Origin of the sequence: Herbaspirillum sp. VT-16-41 (genome assembly GCF_001994935.1) — a bacterium.
Taxonomy (GTDB): Bacteria; Pseudomonadota; Gammaproteobacteria; order Burkholderiales; family Burkholderiaceae_D; genus Herbaspirillum; species Herbaspirillum frisingense.
Window position 1 is genome coordinate 1 of the sequence record NZ_MUXB01000163.1, and the last position, 16,368, is coordinate 16,368.

Sequence of the window (16,368 nt, forward strand, 5' to 3'; positions counted from 1 at the left end):
TAGTAGGACCAGTTGGTGCCGAACTGGAATTCCAGGGTGATGCCGGTGGCCACGCCCATGGCGAAGTTGATGCCGAACAGCTTGCCCCAGAAGCGGGTCATGTCCTTGTAGATCTGGTTGCCGGTCATGACGTAGACCGACTCCATGATGACCAGGATCCAGGACAGGCCTAGCGTGAGGGGAACGAACAGGAAGTGATAGAGCGCCGTGACGGCAAATTGCAGCCGTGACAGCGAGACGACTTCATCGATGGGGACCATGTTGGGTTACTCCGGTTGTTTTGTGGCTTCAGGTAATGCGGAATTGGCTGAACTTGAGGAACTGGCGGGAAGGGGGAGAGCGCCCGGCGCGGCAACCGGCGACGGGGCCAGCATGCGCTGCTCCACGCTTTGCAGCGGCATGCGCATGTGCTTGGCTTCGGGATGGGCGAAGAAGGTCTTGGCCAGGACCGTGATCAGGCCGATCTTGATGATCAGCAGGAGGGTGATCTCGACGCCCAGCGGCAGCTGGGTCAGGCGTGGCCATTGCCATTTGCGGGGTGTTTGCGTGACTTGCATGACGCTTATTCCTTCTCGTTGGCGCCGCCGACGCGGAACTTGTCGCGTACATCGAGCAGCTTCTTGACCTTGGAGCCCATCTTCATCAGTGATACCAGTGTTTCGGGCGACAGGCGCTGGACGTCGTCGAACCAGGAACTGGACAGTTCGATCAGTTCATACATCTCGCGCATGCGCTTCTGGACTTCCTTGTCGTCGCGTCCGCCGGGCGGCTCCAGCAGGGCGTCGCGCAGCATGGACAGGGTGGGTTCGATCTCGCGGCGGCGGCGTTCTTCCAGCAGCACCTTGAAGATGTCCCAGATATCGCCGGGCGGTTCGAAGTATTCACGCCGGTCGCCCGGCTTGTGCAGCAACTTCACCAGGCGCCAGGACTGCAGCTCCTTGAGGCCCATGCTGACGTTGGAGCGCGAAAAACTGAGGTACTCGGCAATCTCGTCGGCATTGAGTGCCCGCCCGCAGATGTAGAGCAGGGCGTAGATCTGGCCGACCGTACGATTGATGCCCCAGCGGCTGCCCATTTCGCCGAAATGGCTGATGAAGCGCTGCATGAGCAGGCTGAGTACGTTGTTTTCCATGTTCGTATATATCGAAATTTCAGTAATTACTGAAATTTAAAACAATTGCTTGTCCCATCGCAATGTCAGGCAGTTGCGTATTTCCTGATAACAGTCATCACGGATGAGAATGACCCGCTCCCGGCGCGGTTGTGCAGGGAGGTGGTGGTCTGCGGTGCTCGACGGGGGTGTGAACGAAACGTCACGAAAGCTTCGCGTCCTGTGGACTTCCCGGTTCCTCAAGACGCAGCCCAGTGTTGCGCTGCATGAAGTTATTTTCACGCTTTCCTACAGCTACTGAAGAATTTGGCTGATACGAAACCTGATGCGGATCAAATAAGGTGCATTTTCAGCTCATCCGTAGGACCGATGAGTCGTGCCGGGGCTGGTGCAGTCATTATGGCCAGAGGCGCAGCGTGTCGGCCGGGAGGGGTTCCATGCTGCACGGCTGTACGGCTGCATGGCCTTTCCATTTCCGAGGATGAATTTTATGCTGGGTTTCGATTTCCGCGTGGCCAGGATCGTCTGGACCGTCTTCCTGGTGGCGTTGTTGCTCTACGTCACCTACACCATTTCGGCCACCGTGCTGGTGCTGGTGTTCGCCGTCTTCTTCAGTTATCTGGTCTATCCGTTGGTGGAGCAGATCGAACGGGTGCGTCCGCCCAGGGTGCCGCGCACGGTGTCCATTGCCGTGGTGTTCGTGCTGGCCATCGGCATCGTGGCGGCGGTGGCGACCATTTTCGGTGCGCGTATCCAGGAGGAGGCGCTGCGCCTGTCCGAGCAGTTGCCGGCACTGCTGCGCTCCAATGACGCAGTGGCCAAGCTGCCCTTGCCGGGCTTCGCCGAGCCCTTGCGCGCCCGCATCCTGGGCTTCGTGCGCGACCAGTTGGCCAATGGGACCGACCAGGCCATGCCGCTGGCCAAGCAGTTCGGTGTGGGCGTCATGCACGCGGCCAGCAACCTGATCTATCTGGTGCTGGTGCCGGTGATCAGCTTCCTGTTGATCAAGGAGGCGCCGGCCATGCGCGACGAGATGCTGTCCTGGATGAACCGTTCCAACCGCAAGCTGTGGGACGGCATCATCAAGGACCTCGACGTGCTGCTCTCGCGCTACGTGCGGGCCTTGCTGTTCCTCTCCATTGCCACCTTCGTGGCCTATAGCATCGCCTTTTCGCTGATGGGCGTACCGTACGCGATGTTGCTGGCAGGTCTGGCGGCGGTGCTGGAATTCATTCCCTTCGCCGGGCCGCTGGCGGCCAGTGCGGCGGCGCTGGTGGTGGCCGGTTTCAGCGGTTATGACCACCTGCTGTGGTTGGTCGGCTTCATCGTGGCGTATCGGGTGTTCCAGGACTACGTGCTCAATCCCTACCTGATGAGCGAGGGGGTGGAAGTGAGTCCGCTGATGGTGATCCTGGGCCTGCTGGCCGGTGACCAGCTGGGTGGGGTGGCCGGTATCTTCCTGTCGGTGCCGGTGATGGCCGCGCTCAAGATCATCTTCACCCGTGCCTCGGCGGCGCAAAAGCTGCGACGTGCGGCCGAAGCCCATGAGGCCGAACTGGCGGCGCAGGCTGCGCAGGAGGCACTCAGCTCGCCACAGGCTGAAGAGGTGGTTGCAGTGGTGCCTGCGCCGCCGGCGCGAAGCTGAGGTTGAGGCGTATCCAGCCCGGTTGCGGGCTGGATACGGTGGCCGTGCCTCTGTGCAGGGCCATGATGGCCTTGACGATGGCCAGGCCCAGGCCGTTGGATTCGGTAAAGGCGCTGCGTGAGCGGTCGCCACGGTAGAAACGGTCGAACATGCGCGCCATCACCTGCGCAGTGACCGCATCGCTGCGGTTGTCCACCAGGATGCGGCTACCGTTGGCATCGCTCTCGGCGGCGATGCGGATGACGCTGTCGGCCTCGCCATAGCGCACCGCATTGATGACCAGATTGCTCACGGCGCGGCGCCACATGACCAGGTTGGCATGGCATATGCCCTGTGCCTGCAGTTCGAAGCGCATGCCGCGTTCATCGGCAATCCCTTCGAAGTAGTCCGTGATCTTGCCCAGTTCTTCCTGCAGGTCGAAGCTGGTGCAGTCCACCGCCAGGGTGGCATGGTCGGCCTGGGCCAGGAACAGGATGTTTTCGACGATGCGCGCCAGGCGCTGCAATTCTTCCACGTTCGATTCCAGCAGCTGCTCGTACTCTTCCGGCGTGCGGCGCTGGCCCAGGGCAACCTGGCTCTGGCCCATCAACACATTGATGGGGGTGCGGATTTCATGGGCCAGGTCGCCGGAGAACTGGGCCAGGTGGTCGTAGCCGGCTTCCAGCCGGTCCAGCATGGCATTGAGGGACAGGGCCACGCGCCGTAGTTCGGCTGGCATGCCGTGCTGCTCCAGCCGCGCCGACAGGTGGTCCGGGGTGATCTGGGCGGCGCGCTGGCTCATGGCTTCCAGTGGTTGCAGGCCGCGCCGCAGCAGCAGGAAGCCCAGCAGTGCGGTCAGCACGATCGCCCCGGTGGCGGCGCCGGCGATGCGCCAGCGGTAGCTGCGCATCATCTGGTCTTCCTGCACCATCACATAGGCGGCGACGATCTCGACCACTTCTCCATCCTTGCCATCCTTGCCGCCCTTGCCGACATCGGCCAGGGCCGAGACCCAGCGCACGCGCACGCCATCGGCGCGTTCACTGGTCAGCAGGCTGGCCGAGGTGACGGGCGTGCGCACCGGTAGCGGCGTCATGGTGGGCGGCGTGAGATGGTCGGGGTTGCTCTGGATGAAGGGGGCTTCACCCAGGCGCCGGAAGATGCGTACGTCCTGCTCATTGCCCATCATGCTTTCGAAGAGGGCGGGCCGTTGTTCCATCTGCTCGACGTTGTAGAGGTCGTGCATCAGGTTGCGGAAGTGTTCGACGCGACCGATCAGCGCCTGGTCGGCCCGCAGTGACAGGGCGTCGCTGGCGGCGCGGTCGAGGTAGAAACCCAGGCCGGTGACGACCAGGCTGGTCATCAGCGCGAACAAGGCGGTGACGCGGGCGGTCAGGGTCCAGCCACGGACCGGCGGCGACACCGGAGCGGCGGCGTTCATGGGTCCTCGGAGAACATGTAGCCGACGCTGCGCACGGTGTGGATCAGTTTCTTCTCGAAGGGCGCATCGATCTTGGCGCGCAGGCGCTTGATGGCGACGTCCACCACATTGGTATCGCTGTCGAAGTTCATGTCCCAGATCTGGGATGCGATCACGCTGCGCGACAAGGCTTCGCCCTGGCGCTTGATGAGCAGGTGCAGCAGCATGAATTCCTTGTTGGTGAGCGCGATGTGGATGCCCTGGCGCGTGACCTTGTGGCGTATGTGATCGAGTTGCAGGTCGGCGATCTCGTAGACTTCGGCTTCGCGGGTGACGCCACGTCGAAGCAGGGTGCGGATGCGCAGCACCAGTTCGGTGAAGGAGAAGGGTTTGACCAGGTAGTCGTCGGCGCCCAGTTGCAGGCCGCGGATACGGTCGTCGACATGGTCCTTGGCGGTCAGGAAGAGGACCGGCAGGTCGCGCCTGCTGCGCAGTGCGCTCATCACCTGCCAGCCGTCCAGGCCGGGCAGCATCACGTCCAGCACTACCAGGTCGTAATCCTGTTCCAGCGCCAGGTGCAGGCCGTCGGTGCCGGTGCGGGCCAGGTCGACAACATAGCCGGATTCGCGCAGGCCCTTGCGCAGGTAGTCTCCGGTCTTGGGGTCGTCTTCGATTACCAGGATGGCCATAGGGGGAATAGTGTACCGTGTACCGCTGCAAAGGCGGGCAAGATGCAGGAAAATGCTGTTGATTCTAGCAATGGCGGACTTTTTCTTCATGACAAAATTGTCATGAAATTGCCACCTGACTGTCACCGCCTGACTTTTACCATGGCTTCACATCGGCAAGGCCCAGACCTTGCCTCCACCCTTTTTTGCCGGAGCGCACCATGCTGATCAAGATTCGTCCCGACCAGATCGAGATTCCGACCGCATCCGAGATCACGCCCCAGGATGTCTATCTTTCGCGCCGCAGCTTCATGGCCCGCGTGGCGGCCGGTGCGGCGCTGGCCGGCGGCATGGGCGCGCTGCCGCAGGCTTTTGCCCAGCAGGGGCGCAAGCTGCCGGCCAAGCTCAATAACGCCTACGCGGTGATGGACAAGCAGACTGCCTACAAGGACGCCACCAGCTACAACAACTTCTACGAGTTCGGGACCGACAAGGCCGACCCGGCCAAGAACGCCGGCACCCTGAAGACGGCGCCCTGGACCATCGACATCGAAGGCGAGGTGAAGAAACCCTTCACCTTGGACCTTGATGCACTGACCAAACTGGCCCCGCTGGAAGAACGTATCTATCGCCTGCGCTGCGTCGAAGGCTGGTCGATGGTGATCCCCTGGATCGGCTATTCGCTCTCGGCCCTGATCAAGAAGGCCGAGCCGACCGGCAATGCCAAGTACGTCGAATTCGTCACCCTGGCCGACAAGAAGCAGATGCCCGGCATCAGCGATCCCATCCTGAACTGGCCCTACCGCGAAGGCCTGCGCATGGATGAAGCCAATCACCCGCTGACCCTGCTGACGCTGGGCATGTACGGGGAAGTGCTGCCCAACCAGAACGGTGCGCCGGTGCGCATCATCGTGCCGTGGAAGTATGGCTTCAAGTCGGCCAAGTCCATCGTCAAGATCCGTTTCGTCAAGGACGAGCCCAAGACTGCCTGGAACATGTATGCCCCCCAGGAATACGGCTTCTATTCGAACGTCAATCCGAACGTTGACCATCCACGATGGTCGCAGGCTTCCGAGCGCCGCATCGGCGAGGATGGCTTCTTCGCGCCCAAGCGCAAGACCCTGATGTTCAACGGCTATAACGACGTGGCCAGCCTCTACAGTGGCATGGACTTGCGCAAGTTCTTCTGATCCTGGACCGCCTATGCCGCTCGCTCCCGCCGTTCTCCGCAATCTGAAACCACGCAGCGTCACGCTGCTGTGGTGGGTATTCCTGGCGCTGACCCTGGTACCGCTGGCGCGGCTGGTGGTGTTCGGCTTTACCGGTGGGCTGGGGGCCAATCCGTTGGAATTCATCACCCATAGCACCGGCGACTGGACGCTATATCTGTTCTGCATCACCCTGGCCGTGACACCCCTGCGCAAGATCACCGGCCTGAACTGGCTGGTGCGCATGCGGCGCATGCTGGGGTTGATGGCCTTTTTCTACCTGTGCCTGCATTTCACGACCTTCGTCTGGTTCGATCACTTCTTCGACCTGGGCGAGATCTGGAAGGACATCGTCAAGCGGCCTTTCATTACCGTCGGCGTGCTGGCGCTGGTGTTGACGATTCCGCTGGCCATCACCAGCACCAATGGCATGGTGCGCCGTCTGGGCGGCAAGCGCTGGCAGGCGCTGCACCGGCTGGTGTACGTGATCGTGCCGCTGGGCGTGCTGCATTACTGGTGGGACAAGGCCGGCAAGAACCTGATCGCCCAGCCGCTGCTGTTTGCCGTGCTGGTCGCGCTGATGCTGGCCCTGCGTCTGTTCTGGCGCAAGGGCAGGGCGCCGGCCGGGCAGGCTTCTGCAAGTTCGCGTCCCTGAGCCGGCCTGGCTTGGGCGGCGCGGCTGCCTACAATTCTTTCTTGTCTGATCGACCGTACCGGAGATTCACCATGACCATCCTGAAACCTGCCGCCCTGGCTTCGGCCGCCTTGTGCCTGGCGCTGGCCTCGTTTGCTTGCCTTTCCAAAGCCCATGCCGCTGAGGCTGCCGTGGCAGTGCCGGCACCGGCTGGCAAGGCCGTGCTGGGCTCGACCGCCAGCAGTGAGACCGTGGTGCTTGCCGGTGGATGCTTCTGGGGCGTGCAGGGGGTGTTCCAGCATACCCAGGGCGTATTGAAGGCAGTTTCCGGCTATGCCGGCGGCAAGTCCGATACCGCCAGCTATTCCATGGTCAGCTCTGGCACCACCGGCCATGCGGAGGCGGTGCAGGTGACCTATGATCCGCGCAAGATTTCCTTCGGTCAGCTGCTGCAGATCTATTTCTCGGTGGCGCATGATCCTACCCAGCTCAATCGCCAGGGCCCGGATCAGGGCACGCAATATCGCTCGGCCATCTTCACCGCCAGTGACGAGCAGAAGCAGGCGGCCCAGGCCTACATTGCGCAGCTCAACGCGGCCAAGGTGTTTTCCGCACCGATCGTGACCCAGGTGGCGCCCCTGCAGGGCTTCTACCGCGCCGAGGATTACCATCAGGACTACGCCACCCTGCATCCCAACCAGCCCTACATCGCCTACAACGACCTGCCCAAGATCGGCAACCTGCAGAAGATGTATCCGGCCATCTACCGCGCCGATCCGGTGCTGGTGTTCAAACGCTGACATCGCCCCGCCAGCTGGCGTTCGCCCCCGTGGCGGGCAGGGATGAGACAATACGCCCGTTTGTCTCCCTTGCCCCGTCATGAATTCACACGCCACTCTCCAGCTCGCCCTCGACCATTTCGACCTGCAGGACTACGCTGCTGCCGAGCAATCGCTGTTTGCCCTGCTTGAACAGCATCCGCAGCACAAGGATGCGCTGCACCTGCTGGGCAGCGTGGCGGCGGCGCAAGGACGTTTCGAGGAGGCGGCGCTGGCCTGGCAGCAGGCGCTGCGGCTGGTCGAGCCGGACAGCGAGGAAGCACTGGCCCTGCGTTATCGCCTGGGCCGCGCCTTCTATGAACAGGGCCGCTTTGAAGATGCCTTCCTGCTCTATCGCGATCTGATCGAGGCGGGCCATCAGCAGGCCGAATTCTTCGTCGCCGCAGCGGCCGCTCTGCAGGCACTGTCACCTTCCGGCAAGAATGACCGGCAGGCGATGGCCTTGCTGGAGGAGGCCCTCCAGCGCAATCCCGAACAAGCCGACACCTGGCATCGCAAGGCATTGCTGCATGAGCGCGCCGCTCAATGGGAGGTGGCGCGCGACTGCATCCACCAGGCGCTGCGCCTGAACGATCAGTCTGCGCAGCTCTGGCTAGCCGCCGGACTGATCGAGCACGCCCTGGGCGCCTATGAGGAGGCGCTGCGCTACTACGATCAAGCCCTGATTCTGTCGCCGGAGCTGGTGGACGCCCACGTCAGCCGCGGTACCACGCTGGCCCGCCTGCGTGACCATGAGGAGGCCATCGACAGCTATCGCCGCGCCCTGCGCATCGATGCGGGAGATGCCGACGCCCACGTCAACCTGGCGCTCTCCCTGCTTGCCCTGGGCCGGCTGGAAGAGGCGCTGCCCTTGTACGAATGGCGCTGGGAAGGACGCGATGCCGACCCCTACCGGCATGCGACGATTCCGGCCTGGAACGGTGGCAGCAGCTTGCAAGGCAAGCGTCTCCTGCTGTGGGCCGAGCAGGGGCAGGGCGATACCATCCAGTTCAGCCGCTATGTGCTGCAGATGGTCGGGGCCGGTGCCGAAGTCGTGCTGGAGGTGCCGGCCAGTCTGCTGAGGCTGATGCACGGCTTGCCCTGCGCCGCAAGCATCCGCCTGGTGGCGATGGGACAGGCCTTGCCGGAGGTCGACTTCCAGTTGCCGTTGATGAGCCTGCCGCTGGTGTGCAATACCTCCCTGGCTTCTATCCCGGAAAGCTTTCCGGGTTCGTCCTACCTGGCGCCGGAGGCCGGCTTGTGCAGTCAATGGGAGACCCGCATCGCTGCGCTCGCTCCCCGTGCAGCCGGACGCGTGCGCGTCGGCGTGGTGTGTTCCGGCAACCCCGGCAACGTCAACGATGCACGTCGCTCTATCGCCCTCGAACGCTTTGCCACGCTGGAGCAGGCGCGTGGCGGACTGGATTTCTTCGTGCTCCAGCCTGACCTGCGCGACGCCGATGCCCAATGGCTGCGGCAGGCTGGTCCTCACTGGCATGAGCTTGGGGCTGACATCGGTGATTTCGCCGATACTGCCGCCGCCTTATCGTGCATGGATCTGCTGATCAGCGTCGATACTGCCGCCGCCCACCTGGCCGGTGCGCTCGGCCGGCCGGTGTGGGTCGCCTTGCCGCATGCGCCCGACTGGCGCTGGTTCCTGCAGCGACATGATTCCCCCTGGTATCCAACAGTCCGCCTGTTCCGTCAGCAGCAGGCCGGCGCCTGGGATGACGTGATCGGTATGCTGCGGGCCGCACTGGCGATCGAAAATTTCAAGGCTTGAGGATCGGCCCATGCCGGGAACGGCTGGTGTCCTTGATCCGGGCTTTCTCCGTGCGACCTGAACTTTCTTGGCATTTCTCGAAAAATTACGAGAGTGCGAGAACATTTCTGCCCCAATAGACAATTCGTCACTTCGCGCATTTCCGCGATCATCCAAGACCCATTCTTGTCCTTGTCGTCGCCCGCTACCGACCGGCTACAGTGAACCTCCGAGCGCGTTGTCGGAACCCGCTGGCCGGTCGCAATTTCCGCTTTACCGAGCGCCCGAGGCGCGCCGAGGAAGCGAACTGCGCGACATCCTGTGTGGACAAGACCAACAGGAAATGATCGCACATGAACGACCACACCAAGCAACGTGCCCCCCGCTCCCTGCAGACCGGCCCGACTACCCCGCGCAGCCGCATCACCCGACTGGCGGCCACAATCGCGCTGGCCTTTGCCGGCTGGACCAGCCAGGCCGACGCCACTACCCTGGGCGACCTGGTCAGGCAGGCAGCCTTCAACAATCCGTCCGCACTGGCACGCCAGCGGGCCGCCGAAGCGGCGGCTGACGCCGTCTCGTCAGCTCGCTGGCAATTCTTCCCTACACCTTCGCTCTCTGTGGAACGTGCCGGGATGACCAGTTCCCGTGATATCTCCTATAACGGCGACGACACCGTCGTCACGATGCGCCTGCAGCAGACCTTGTGGTCCGGTGGTCGCCTGTCCGGTCAGCTGGAGCAGGCCGGCCACAATCAGCAGTCGGCCGAAGAAGCCTTGCGCGAGCAACGTTTCCGCCTGGCCGAGCAGGTCATTTCGCAATACAGCCTATGGGTGCGCTCCGACCTGGCTGCGGCCGCCAACCAGAAGAACCTGAAAGCGCTGGAAGATTTTCTCGCACAAAGCCTGCGTCGGGAGAAGGAAGGCGCTGCCGCCCAGGTCGACGTCACGCTGGTCCGTGGTCGCCGCGACCAGGCCATCACCGATCTGCTGGGAGCCAAGTCCAGCCGCGTGTCGGCACGCCTGCAACTGGAGCAATTGGTCGGGCTACCCCTGAGCGACGAAGAACTGCGGGCCGACGTGGACAAGCAGATGATCAGTGAGGATCTGCCCCTGCTGACCGAAGCCATGCTCGACAGCAGCCCTGTGCTCAAGCGGCTGCGCGCCGATGCCAAGGTGCAGGAGGCCGCAATCAAGATCCGTAGCGCTTCCTACTGGCCGGAGGTCTATGCCCGGGTGGAGCATCAGCGCGGCAATTTCAGCGTGCGCAATCAGCCAAGCAACAATCGCGCGTTTGTCGGCATGCAGATGCAACTGGGTGCCGGCTTGTCGCTCGGGTCCGAAGTCGCAGCTGCCCAGGGGCGCTACCAGTCTGCCGTACTGGCGGTGGACGCAGCGCGGCTGGAGCTGATCGCGCAGATGGCCGCCATCTACACTGAATACCAGCAGGCCGTGGCACGGTCCAATAATCTGGATGACGTGGGATTGTCTGCCGAGGATGTGCTGGCTTCATATACCCGGCAATATCTCTCGGGCAGGCGTTCCTGGCTGGATGTGATGAATGCTGTGCGCGAGGTGGTTCAGACGGACCTGCAAAAGGCCGATGTGACCGCGCTGATCATCGCTGATGGTCGCAAGCTGCAACTCTGGGCGCACGGCCTGGAAGAGGTGCGCTGATCCTCGTTGACGCGCTCTGTCCAGGGCGCGTCGCAGGTTGTCGGCCGCCGGGGGAGACATGATCAATAAATCACAGCTGAAAAACGCGATCCGGCGCAAGGAATTCATCGTCGTCTATCAGCCCATCGTGGCCTTGGCGAGTGGCCGCTGCGCTGGTGCCGAAGTGCTGGTGCGATGGCAGCGTGAGGACGGCATGCTGCTCGCGCCAGATAGCTTCCTGCTCGCCGCGCAGCGACATGGCTGCCTGGATGCCATTACCGACCTGGTCGTCGATCAGGTGATCAACCAGACCGGTGCTTTGCTACGTGGCCATCCTGATCTGCATCTGGCCGTCAACATCCCGGCGCATGACATCAACAGCGGCAGGATACTGGACGTCATCGGACGAAAACTGGCCGGTACCGGCATTTCGCCAGCGCAGTTGTGGTTGGAGGTCACAGAGGGGCGCAGTATGGAATTGCCGTCCTGCCTGGCGAACCTGGCGCGCGCCCGAAGCGACGGCCACGTGATTGCGCTGGATGATTTCGGTACCGGTTATTCCTGCCTGCGCTACCTGCATGAATTGCCTTGTGATGTACTCAAACTGGACCGCTCCTTTGTTGCCAGCATTGGCGGCGACGCCAAGCCGCATCCGGTGACAGCCTGCATCATCGAGATGGCCAGGCAACTCAAACTCAGGATCGTCGCAGAAGGCGTGGAGACGGCGGCACAGGCACGCTATCTCAGACAGGCCGGCGTCCAGTATGCACAGGGATGGCTCTACGCTCGTGCCATGCTGGCGTCGGATTTTTTGGCGCATTGTGCATTTCCGGGGGCACTAATGCACGCGTCGCCAACAGAATCATGTTCACCGCTGGTGAAGCATGAATCAATCCCAGTGATGGGGAGCGACGGATCTTCATTGTCGCGTGATCTGTCTGGGCCGGGCGTCAGAGGCGCAGAGCGAGTGGCTGAGATTAAACATTAACGGATTGTCGCTGCAAAACAGCACTTGTTCTGCCCTAAGGAACAATTTCACAAAAAGCTATCAATCTATAAAGTTCGCTTTGCGCTGCTGTTCATGGTCATTCAGCAATGCTGTCACCAGCACCGACTCATTGTCAGTTCCACAGGTGACGAAGAGCGTCAGGCTCCCCTCGATTTCGGCAGAATTCGCGGGGAGTTTTTTTTGGGCGCGTTGAAGGAGAGAGATAGCGTCCTGATCACCAGCCTTGGGAATGCTCTCAACAATATATTTTTTCCGTTATTTGTCTCGCTCAGCGACGGGGAAAAGAATGCTTCTTCGATAGTGAAAATTCGAACAAATAGAAGCGTCATTTTTTAAGTAAATAGTGGTGAGTAAAAATATTTAATGCACTAAAAGACAATTAAATATTTATATATTTTCAAACATCATAGCCCTCAATTGACGAGCTGCCGCAGCGCAATGAAGGATGCGCTTTCATTCGGCAGTTGCCTGCATCCGCCGGCACGGCGATGCGCTATCGATAACCGGGAATCTTGATTTTTTGAGTCATCGCGGAATGCATCGTCGGAGGGACTTTCTTCCTGCTTCTGCTCTCTCTTCGATCAAACCGAGCTTGTCCTGATGACGCGTTGCGTTCCGCTCATTCCAATTAGTAAGCGGATCGTCGCGCCCGATACCACACCTAACGAATCGCCATGAGAAAGAACGCCCTTCGTCATCCTCGCCGCCGACAGCTTATGTCGCCCAGGCTGACTACACCGTCGCACGACATGTGTCGTCGAAATGTCCGCGACCCGCGAGTGCAGGGAGCCACGCAATGAGTGAACTTGCCTCCTCCCTGTCATGGGCACTGATGACCGTTGCGCGACGCCAGGGTGTCGTGATTGACAGTGTGCGACTCAATGCCGCCATCGCTGCGGCGATGAAGAAATCTGGCGGCACTGCCATTGACATCAACTCCCTATGTGGCGCGCTGAGTCTACCTAAGGCACAGCTTCTCAAAGCACCAGATCGCAGTCAGTTGCCCGTGCTGGGCGTTGTGCAGGAGCGTGGTTGGGGCATCATCGTCGATCAGCGTCCCGACGGTCGCTGGATCTTCATTAGCGAGGAAGGCCATGCACTGATCAGTGATGGCGATTTCGCTGAAGGTGTTTGCAAGATCGATTTTTCCGTTCTTGCTGCCAAAGGCGGGCAGAATGGATTCGAACGCGTCTTCAAGGAAGCCCTTGCCGAATTCCGGCCTGTTTTCCTTGAGGTCGTTCTCGCATCGGTCGTGATGAGCATCATCGCCCTGGGTGCTTCGATCTTTTCCATGCAGGTATATGACCGCGTCATTCCCACCCATGGTGTTGCCACTCTGATCGTGCTGGCCATTGGCGTCGGACTGGCCATTCTCTTCGAGCTGGGTATGAAGTTCGCCCGCTCGCACATCATGGATACCCTATCCGCTTTTTTCATCAATCCGGTACCTCTGTCCGGGGCGGTGAAATCCAAGTCTTGATGCCGAACGCTACCAGGCTGATGTTAGAGGGATTGGGCTCGTACTTGAACCCTAATATGGATCTCTACGTCCTGCAAGCTAACGAAAACCTGAGGACCCGAGGGCCAGACCTTGATGTCGGCAATATCCGCCTGTTCTATCAGGTGACGACCAACATCGAAAGTTCGGCGCCGACGATCAACGTGACCTACGACGGCACGAAGGCCAGCGAGGGTGACGCCATCGCGCTCTACGAGGGCGACAAGGAGCTGGTTCGCAGAACGTTGGGCAAAGGAGACGTCGGCAGAGCCGGGATCACGTTAGGGCTGACTGTCGAGAACAACCTGTCGTCCGGCAAGCACGTGATCACGGCCAAGTTCATCGATATGGCCGGCAATACGGTCAGCTCGAACGATGTGCCGGTCACGATTGCGGAGGGGCTGGCCGTGCCGGTGGTGACCAATCTGCGGATCACCGGTGAATCCGGAGTTCCCCAGGCCATCAATGACTCCCTGACCAAGTACGCAATGATCACTGAGCTACCGAGCACTTCCACCGGGAAAATCGCGCCGGAGCAGAATGTGATCTTCTCCGGCACGGTGGGCACGCCCGGAAGCAGCGGCGAAGAGTATGAGATTCAGGCCATCATGGGGAACAGGATCATGGCGTTCGGCAAGTTCAAGGCGGGTGATTTTTCGCTGAAGGCTCCTGCCAATACCCTCGAGCCGGGCCTTTACAAGGACGTGAGGTTCGTCGTCACCAATATTTCGGACGGCGTCAACAATGGGCAGACGCTTTGGATCAAGAACCATACCGCGGCCTGGTACTGGATCCCGCAAAGCCTAAGGGATTTGACCGGTGGGGCCGGCGATGACGTCATTCCGCTGGGTACCACCGAGAAGGGCCAGGGTACCAACATCCAGACAGGCGCCGGCAAGGACACCTTGATAGTCGGGGATTACCGTAATGCCACCGATAAGAGCAAGCTGGCCGCCACCATCACGGACTTCTACCTGGGCCAGGACAAGGTATCCATCTTCGGGCAGACGGTGACCAAGGCCAACCTCGACAGCTACGTCAAGGCATCGTCGTTTGGAGGTCTTTCCACCAAGCTGGCGATTGATCTGGATGGTGCCGGTCCCGGCACGACCATCTACAACCTGTACCTGCAGAACGTGCAGTACAACCCCAACAGCATCGCGACCATCTTTGGAGTGTGAATGTAGCAAGCATCGATAACAGGCAACCTCGCCAACGCATCGGATCGACCGGCGCGCTGGCCACACCACGGGACGGCCGCGACAGGGCAGCCGTCCACGGATTTCAATCAAGAACGTCAATCAAGACTTAGGAGAAAAAATGGCAGGCCATTCCACCGACGCAGATGATCAAAATTTCTGGCCCGGGTTCGTCGACTCGATGGTCAACATGGTCATGTACCTGCTCTTGCTGATCGCCATCCTCGCCATGGCGGTGATGTACTTCTCGATGAAGGCGCGCGACGAGGCCTACGAGAGCAAGACCGCCAAGATCGAGGCACAGGGCCAGGCTTCGGAGAAGCCGCATGCGGGTGACAAGGAAGAAAAACCGGTGGTGCCCAGCCCCGATGACCTGCATGCCCAGATCGAACGCTTGCGGCAGACACTCAACGAGAACGAAATCCGCTACAAGGCCGATGTCGCCGAACTGAAGGAAAAGCTGCGCGAGAGTGACATGCGCTTCAAGGCCAATGGCCTGTCCAAGGTCGAAAAGCCCAACCAGAAGGAACGTGGCAACAATCTCAAGTCCACCACCGAGGCCGACCTGGCCAAGGAAGGCGCCTCCGAGCGCATACTCGACGCCAGCGGTGCGGCGGGCAGCCTGGACAAGGGCGTGGAAGCGCTGGCCTTGCGTCCGAGCGTGCTGATCGTGCGTTTCCGCCCCGGTACCGTGGACCTGAACCCGCCGGAAGCCAAGCGCATGACCGATACCTTCCTCAGCCACTTCGACTGGAATGCACGTCCCGACCAGACCTTCGTCATCTCCTCCACCGCCGTGGAAGGCCTGTCGGAGTCCAACCGGATGGCCTTCTACCGGGTGGTCGCCGTGCGTAACCACCTGCTCTCCGTGGGGGTCCCGGCGGCCCGTATCCGCCAGCGCATCGAGCCGGTCCCGGCGGCGCGCCAGAGCGGCACAGAGGCGCTGGAAATCCGTATTCAGAAGGTTGAATGAGGATAGCCGATGTCAGATGCAGCAAGTTCCATCGAGGAAGCCCTGGTGGGCAAGACCACCTATACGATCGATGTGAGACAGGCCGGCACTGCGTTGCGCAAGATTCCGATCGAATCGATCAAGGATGTGCGCAGCCTCGGTATCGACCTGCTGCTGGTGCTGCGTGGCGGTGGCCAGATCCTGTTGCGGGAGGGGGCGCTGGATGCACTGGTGAACCCCAATCGCCGCATCGAATTCAGTGATGGGGTGTTGACCTTGCAGCAGATTTTCATGCAGAGCGAACACTTCGACTTTTTCAATTCGGGGTCCAGCATCGACGGCCACCTGCACTTCGTCGATGCCCACAACATGCATGCGCCCGATGCGGTGCATGCAATGTTCTACCCTTTCGGAGGATAAGAAGATGAAGCGAGAGATCGATATCGCACCCACCAAGTCCGTGACCGAAACCAAGGAAGCCATCGGTGAACGGCTCAAGGCGATCCGGTTGACCAGCGGCTTGAACCAGCGTGACTTCGCCAGTCGCCTGGGGACGTCCGGTGCGTATATCAGTTGTGTGGAGCTGGGACACAGCATGCCGGGTGGGCGCTTCCTGCGCACTTTGCATCGTGAGTTCGACGTCAACATCAACTGGCTGCTCAGTGGCATGGAAGCAGAATTGCCGCCGCGCCACGGCTTTCACGTCAAGGGTCTCATCAAGGACTATGTCCGCGCTACAGAACGCGGCAAGTCGCTGGTGATGATGGTGGCGAGTTTTCTGGTCGTCAAGCGCGGCTGAAATTAATGCCT

17 protein-coding genes are annotated in these 16,368 nt (G+C 61.0%); 12 read left to right on the forward strand and 5 right to left on the reverse strand.

Features of this window, described 5'->3' with window-relative positions:
* The 3 genes from BTM36_RS24115 to BTM36_RS24125 all read right to left on the reverse strand — a co-directional run.
* A partial coding sequence (locus BTM36_RS24115; RefSeq protein ID WP_174616912.1) for a cytochrome ubiquinol oxidase subunit I occupies positions 1-260 on the reverse strand: 260 nt, incomplete at its 3' end.
* Between the two features lie 6 nt (positions 261-266).
* Entirely contained in the window at positions 267-557 is a 291-nt protein-coding gene (locus BTM36_RS24120) for a hypothetical protein (protein ID WP_077238254.1), read from the reverse strand.
* Between the two features lie 5 nt (positions 558-562).
* Positions 563-1,132: a GbsR/MarR family transcriptional regulator gene (locus BTM36_RS24125; protein WP_077238255.1), complete on the reverse strand. Its 570-nt coding sequence runs from the start codon at positions 1,130-1,132 to the stop codon at positions 563-565.
* Positions 1,133-1,601: 469 nt separating this feature from the next.
* On the opposite strand from BTM36_RS24125, the gene BTM36_RS24130 reads away from it, so the two are divergent.
* Positions 1,602-2,756, forward strand: coding sequence for an AI-2E family transporter (locus BTM36_RS24130; protein ID WP_077238256.1), 1,155 nt, complete (start codon positions 1,602-1,604; stop codon positions 2,754-2,756).
* Here the strand turns inward: BTM36_RS24130 and BTM36_RS24135 are convergent.
* Together BTM36_RS24135 and BTM36_RS24140 are read right to left on the reverse strand one after the other, a co-directional pair.
* The gene (locus tag BTM36_RS24135; protein WP_077238257.1) at positions 2,695-4,176 is read right to left on the reverse strand and encodes a heavy metal sensor histidine kinase; all 1,482 of its coding nucleotides are present in this window, start codon (positions 4,174-4,176) and stop codon (positions 2,695-2,697) included. The genes BTM36_RS24130 and BTM36_RS24135 overlap by 62 nt on opposite strands.
* Positions 4,173-4,844: a heavy metal response regulator transcription factor gene (locus BTM36_RS24140; protein ID WP_077238258.1), complete on the reverse strand. Its 672-nt coding sequence runs from the start codon at positions 4,842-4,844 to the stop codon at positions 4,173-4,175. Before BTM36_RS24140 ends, BTM36_RS24135 begins: the two co-directional genes overlap by 4 nt.
* Positions 4,845-5,044: 200 nt before the next feature.
* Here BTM36_RS24140 and msrP point away from each other — a divergent pair, with 200 nt between their 5' ends.
* From msrP to BTM36_RS24200, 11 genes are all read left to right on the forward strand, one after another.
* Positions 5,045-6,013 (forward strand): protein-methionine-sulfoxide reductase catalytic subunit MsrP, encoded by a 969-nt coding sequence (gene msrP, locus BTM36_RS24145; RefSeq protein ID WP_006464430.1) that lies wholly within the window; start codon positions 5,045-5,047, stop codon positions 6,011-6,013.
* A gap of 13 nt (positions 6,014-6,026) precedes the next feature.
* On the forward strand, positions 6,027-6,686 hold the full coding sequence (locus tag BTM36_RS24150) for a sulfite oxidase heme-binding subunit YedZ (RefSeq protein WP_006464431.1): 660 nt from the start codon (positions 6,027-6,029) through the stop codon (positions 6,684-6,686).
* 71 nt (positions 6,687-6,757) lie between these two features.
* Positions 6,758-7,465, forward strand: coding sequence for a peptide-methionine (S)-S-oxide reductase MsrA (gene msrA / locus BTM36_RS24155; RefSeq protein ID WP_139347274.1), 708 nt, complete (start codon positions 6,758-6,760; stop codon positions 7,463-7,465).
* A 79-nt stretch (positions 7,466-7,544) separates the two neighbouring features.
* The gene (locus BTM36_RS24160) at positions 7,545-9,266 is read left to right on the forward strand and encodes a lipopolysaccharide assembly protein LapB (protein WP_077238259.1); all 1,722 of its coding nucleotides are present in this window, start codon (positions 7,545-7,547) and stop codon (positions 9,264-9,266) included.
* Positions 9,267-9,598: 332 nt separating this feature from the next.
* A complete protein-coding gene (locus BTM36_RS24165; RefSeq protein WP_077238260.1) occupies positions 9,599-10,921 on the forward strand; it encodes a TolC family protein in 1,323 nt (440 codons plus the stop codon).
* Positions 10,922-10,979: 58 nt separating this feature from the next.
* A complete protein-coding gene (locus BTM36_RS24170; RefSeq protein WP_077238261.1) occupies positions 10,980-11,888 on the forward strand; it encodes an EAL domain-containing protein in 909 nt (302 codons plus the stop codon).
* Between the two features lie 817 nt (positions 11,889-12,705).
* The gene (locus tag BTM36_RS24180; RefSeq protein ID WP_254427085.1) at positions 12,706-13,389 is read left to right on the forward strand and encodes a hypothetical protein; all 684 of its coding nucleotides are present in this window, start codon (positions 12,706-12,708) and stop codon (positions 13,387-13,389) included.
* Between the two features lie 56 nt (positions 13,390-13,445).
* Complete coding sequence (locus tag BTM36_RS24185) at positions 13,446-14,588, forward strand: hypothetical protein (RefSeq protein WP_139347275.1); 1,143 nt, start codon at positions 13,446-13,448, stop codon at positions 14,586-14,588.
* A gap of 139 nt (positions 14,589-14,727) precedes the next feature.
* Complete coding sequence (locus tag BTM36_RS24190) at positions 14,728-15,579, forward strand: hypothetical protein (RefSeq protein WP_006464435.1); 852 nt, start codon at positions 14,728-14,730, stop codon at positions 15,577-15,579.
* A 9-nt stretch (positions 15,580-15,588) separates the two neighbouring features.
* A complete protein-coding gene (locus BTM36_RS24195) occupies positions 15,589-15,978 on the forward strand; it encodes a hypothetical protein (RefSeq protein ID WP_006464436.1) in 390 nt (129 codons plus the stop codon).
* A gap of 4 nt (positions 15,979-15,982) precedes the next feature.
* A complete protein-coding gene (locus BTM36_RS24200) occupies positions 15,983-16,357 on the forward strand; it encodes a helix-turn-helix domain-containing protein (protein ID WP_006464437.1) in 375 nt (124 codons plus the stop codon).
* Positions 16,358-16,368: the final 11 nt, after the last annotated feature.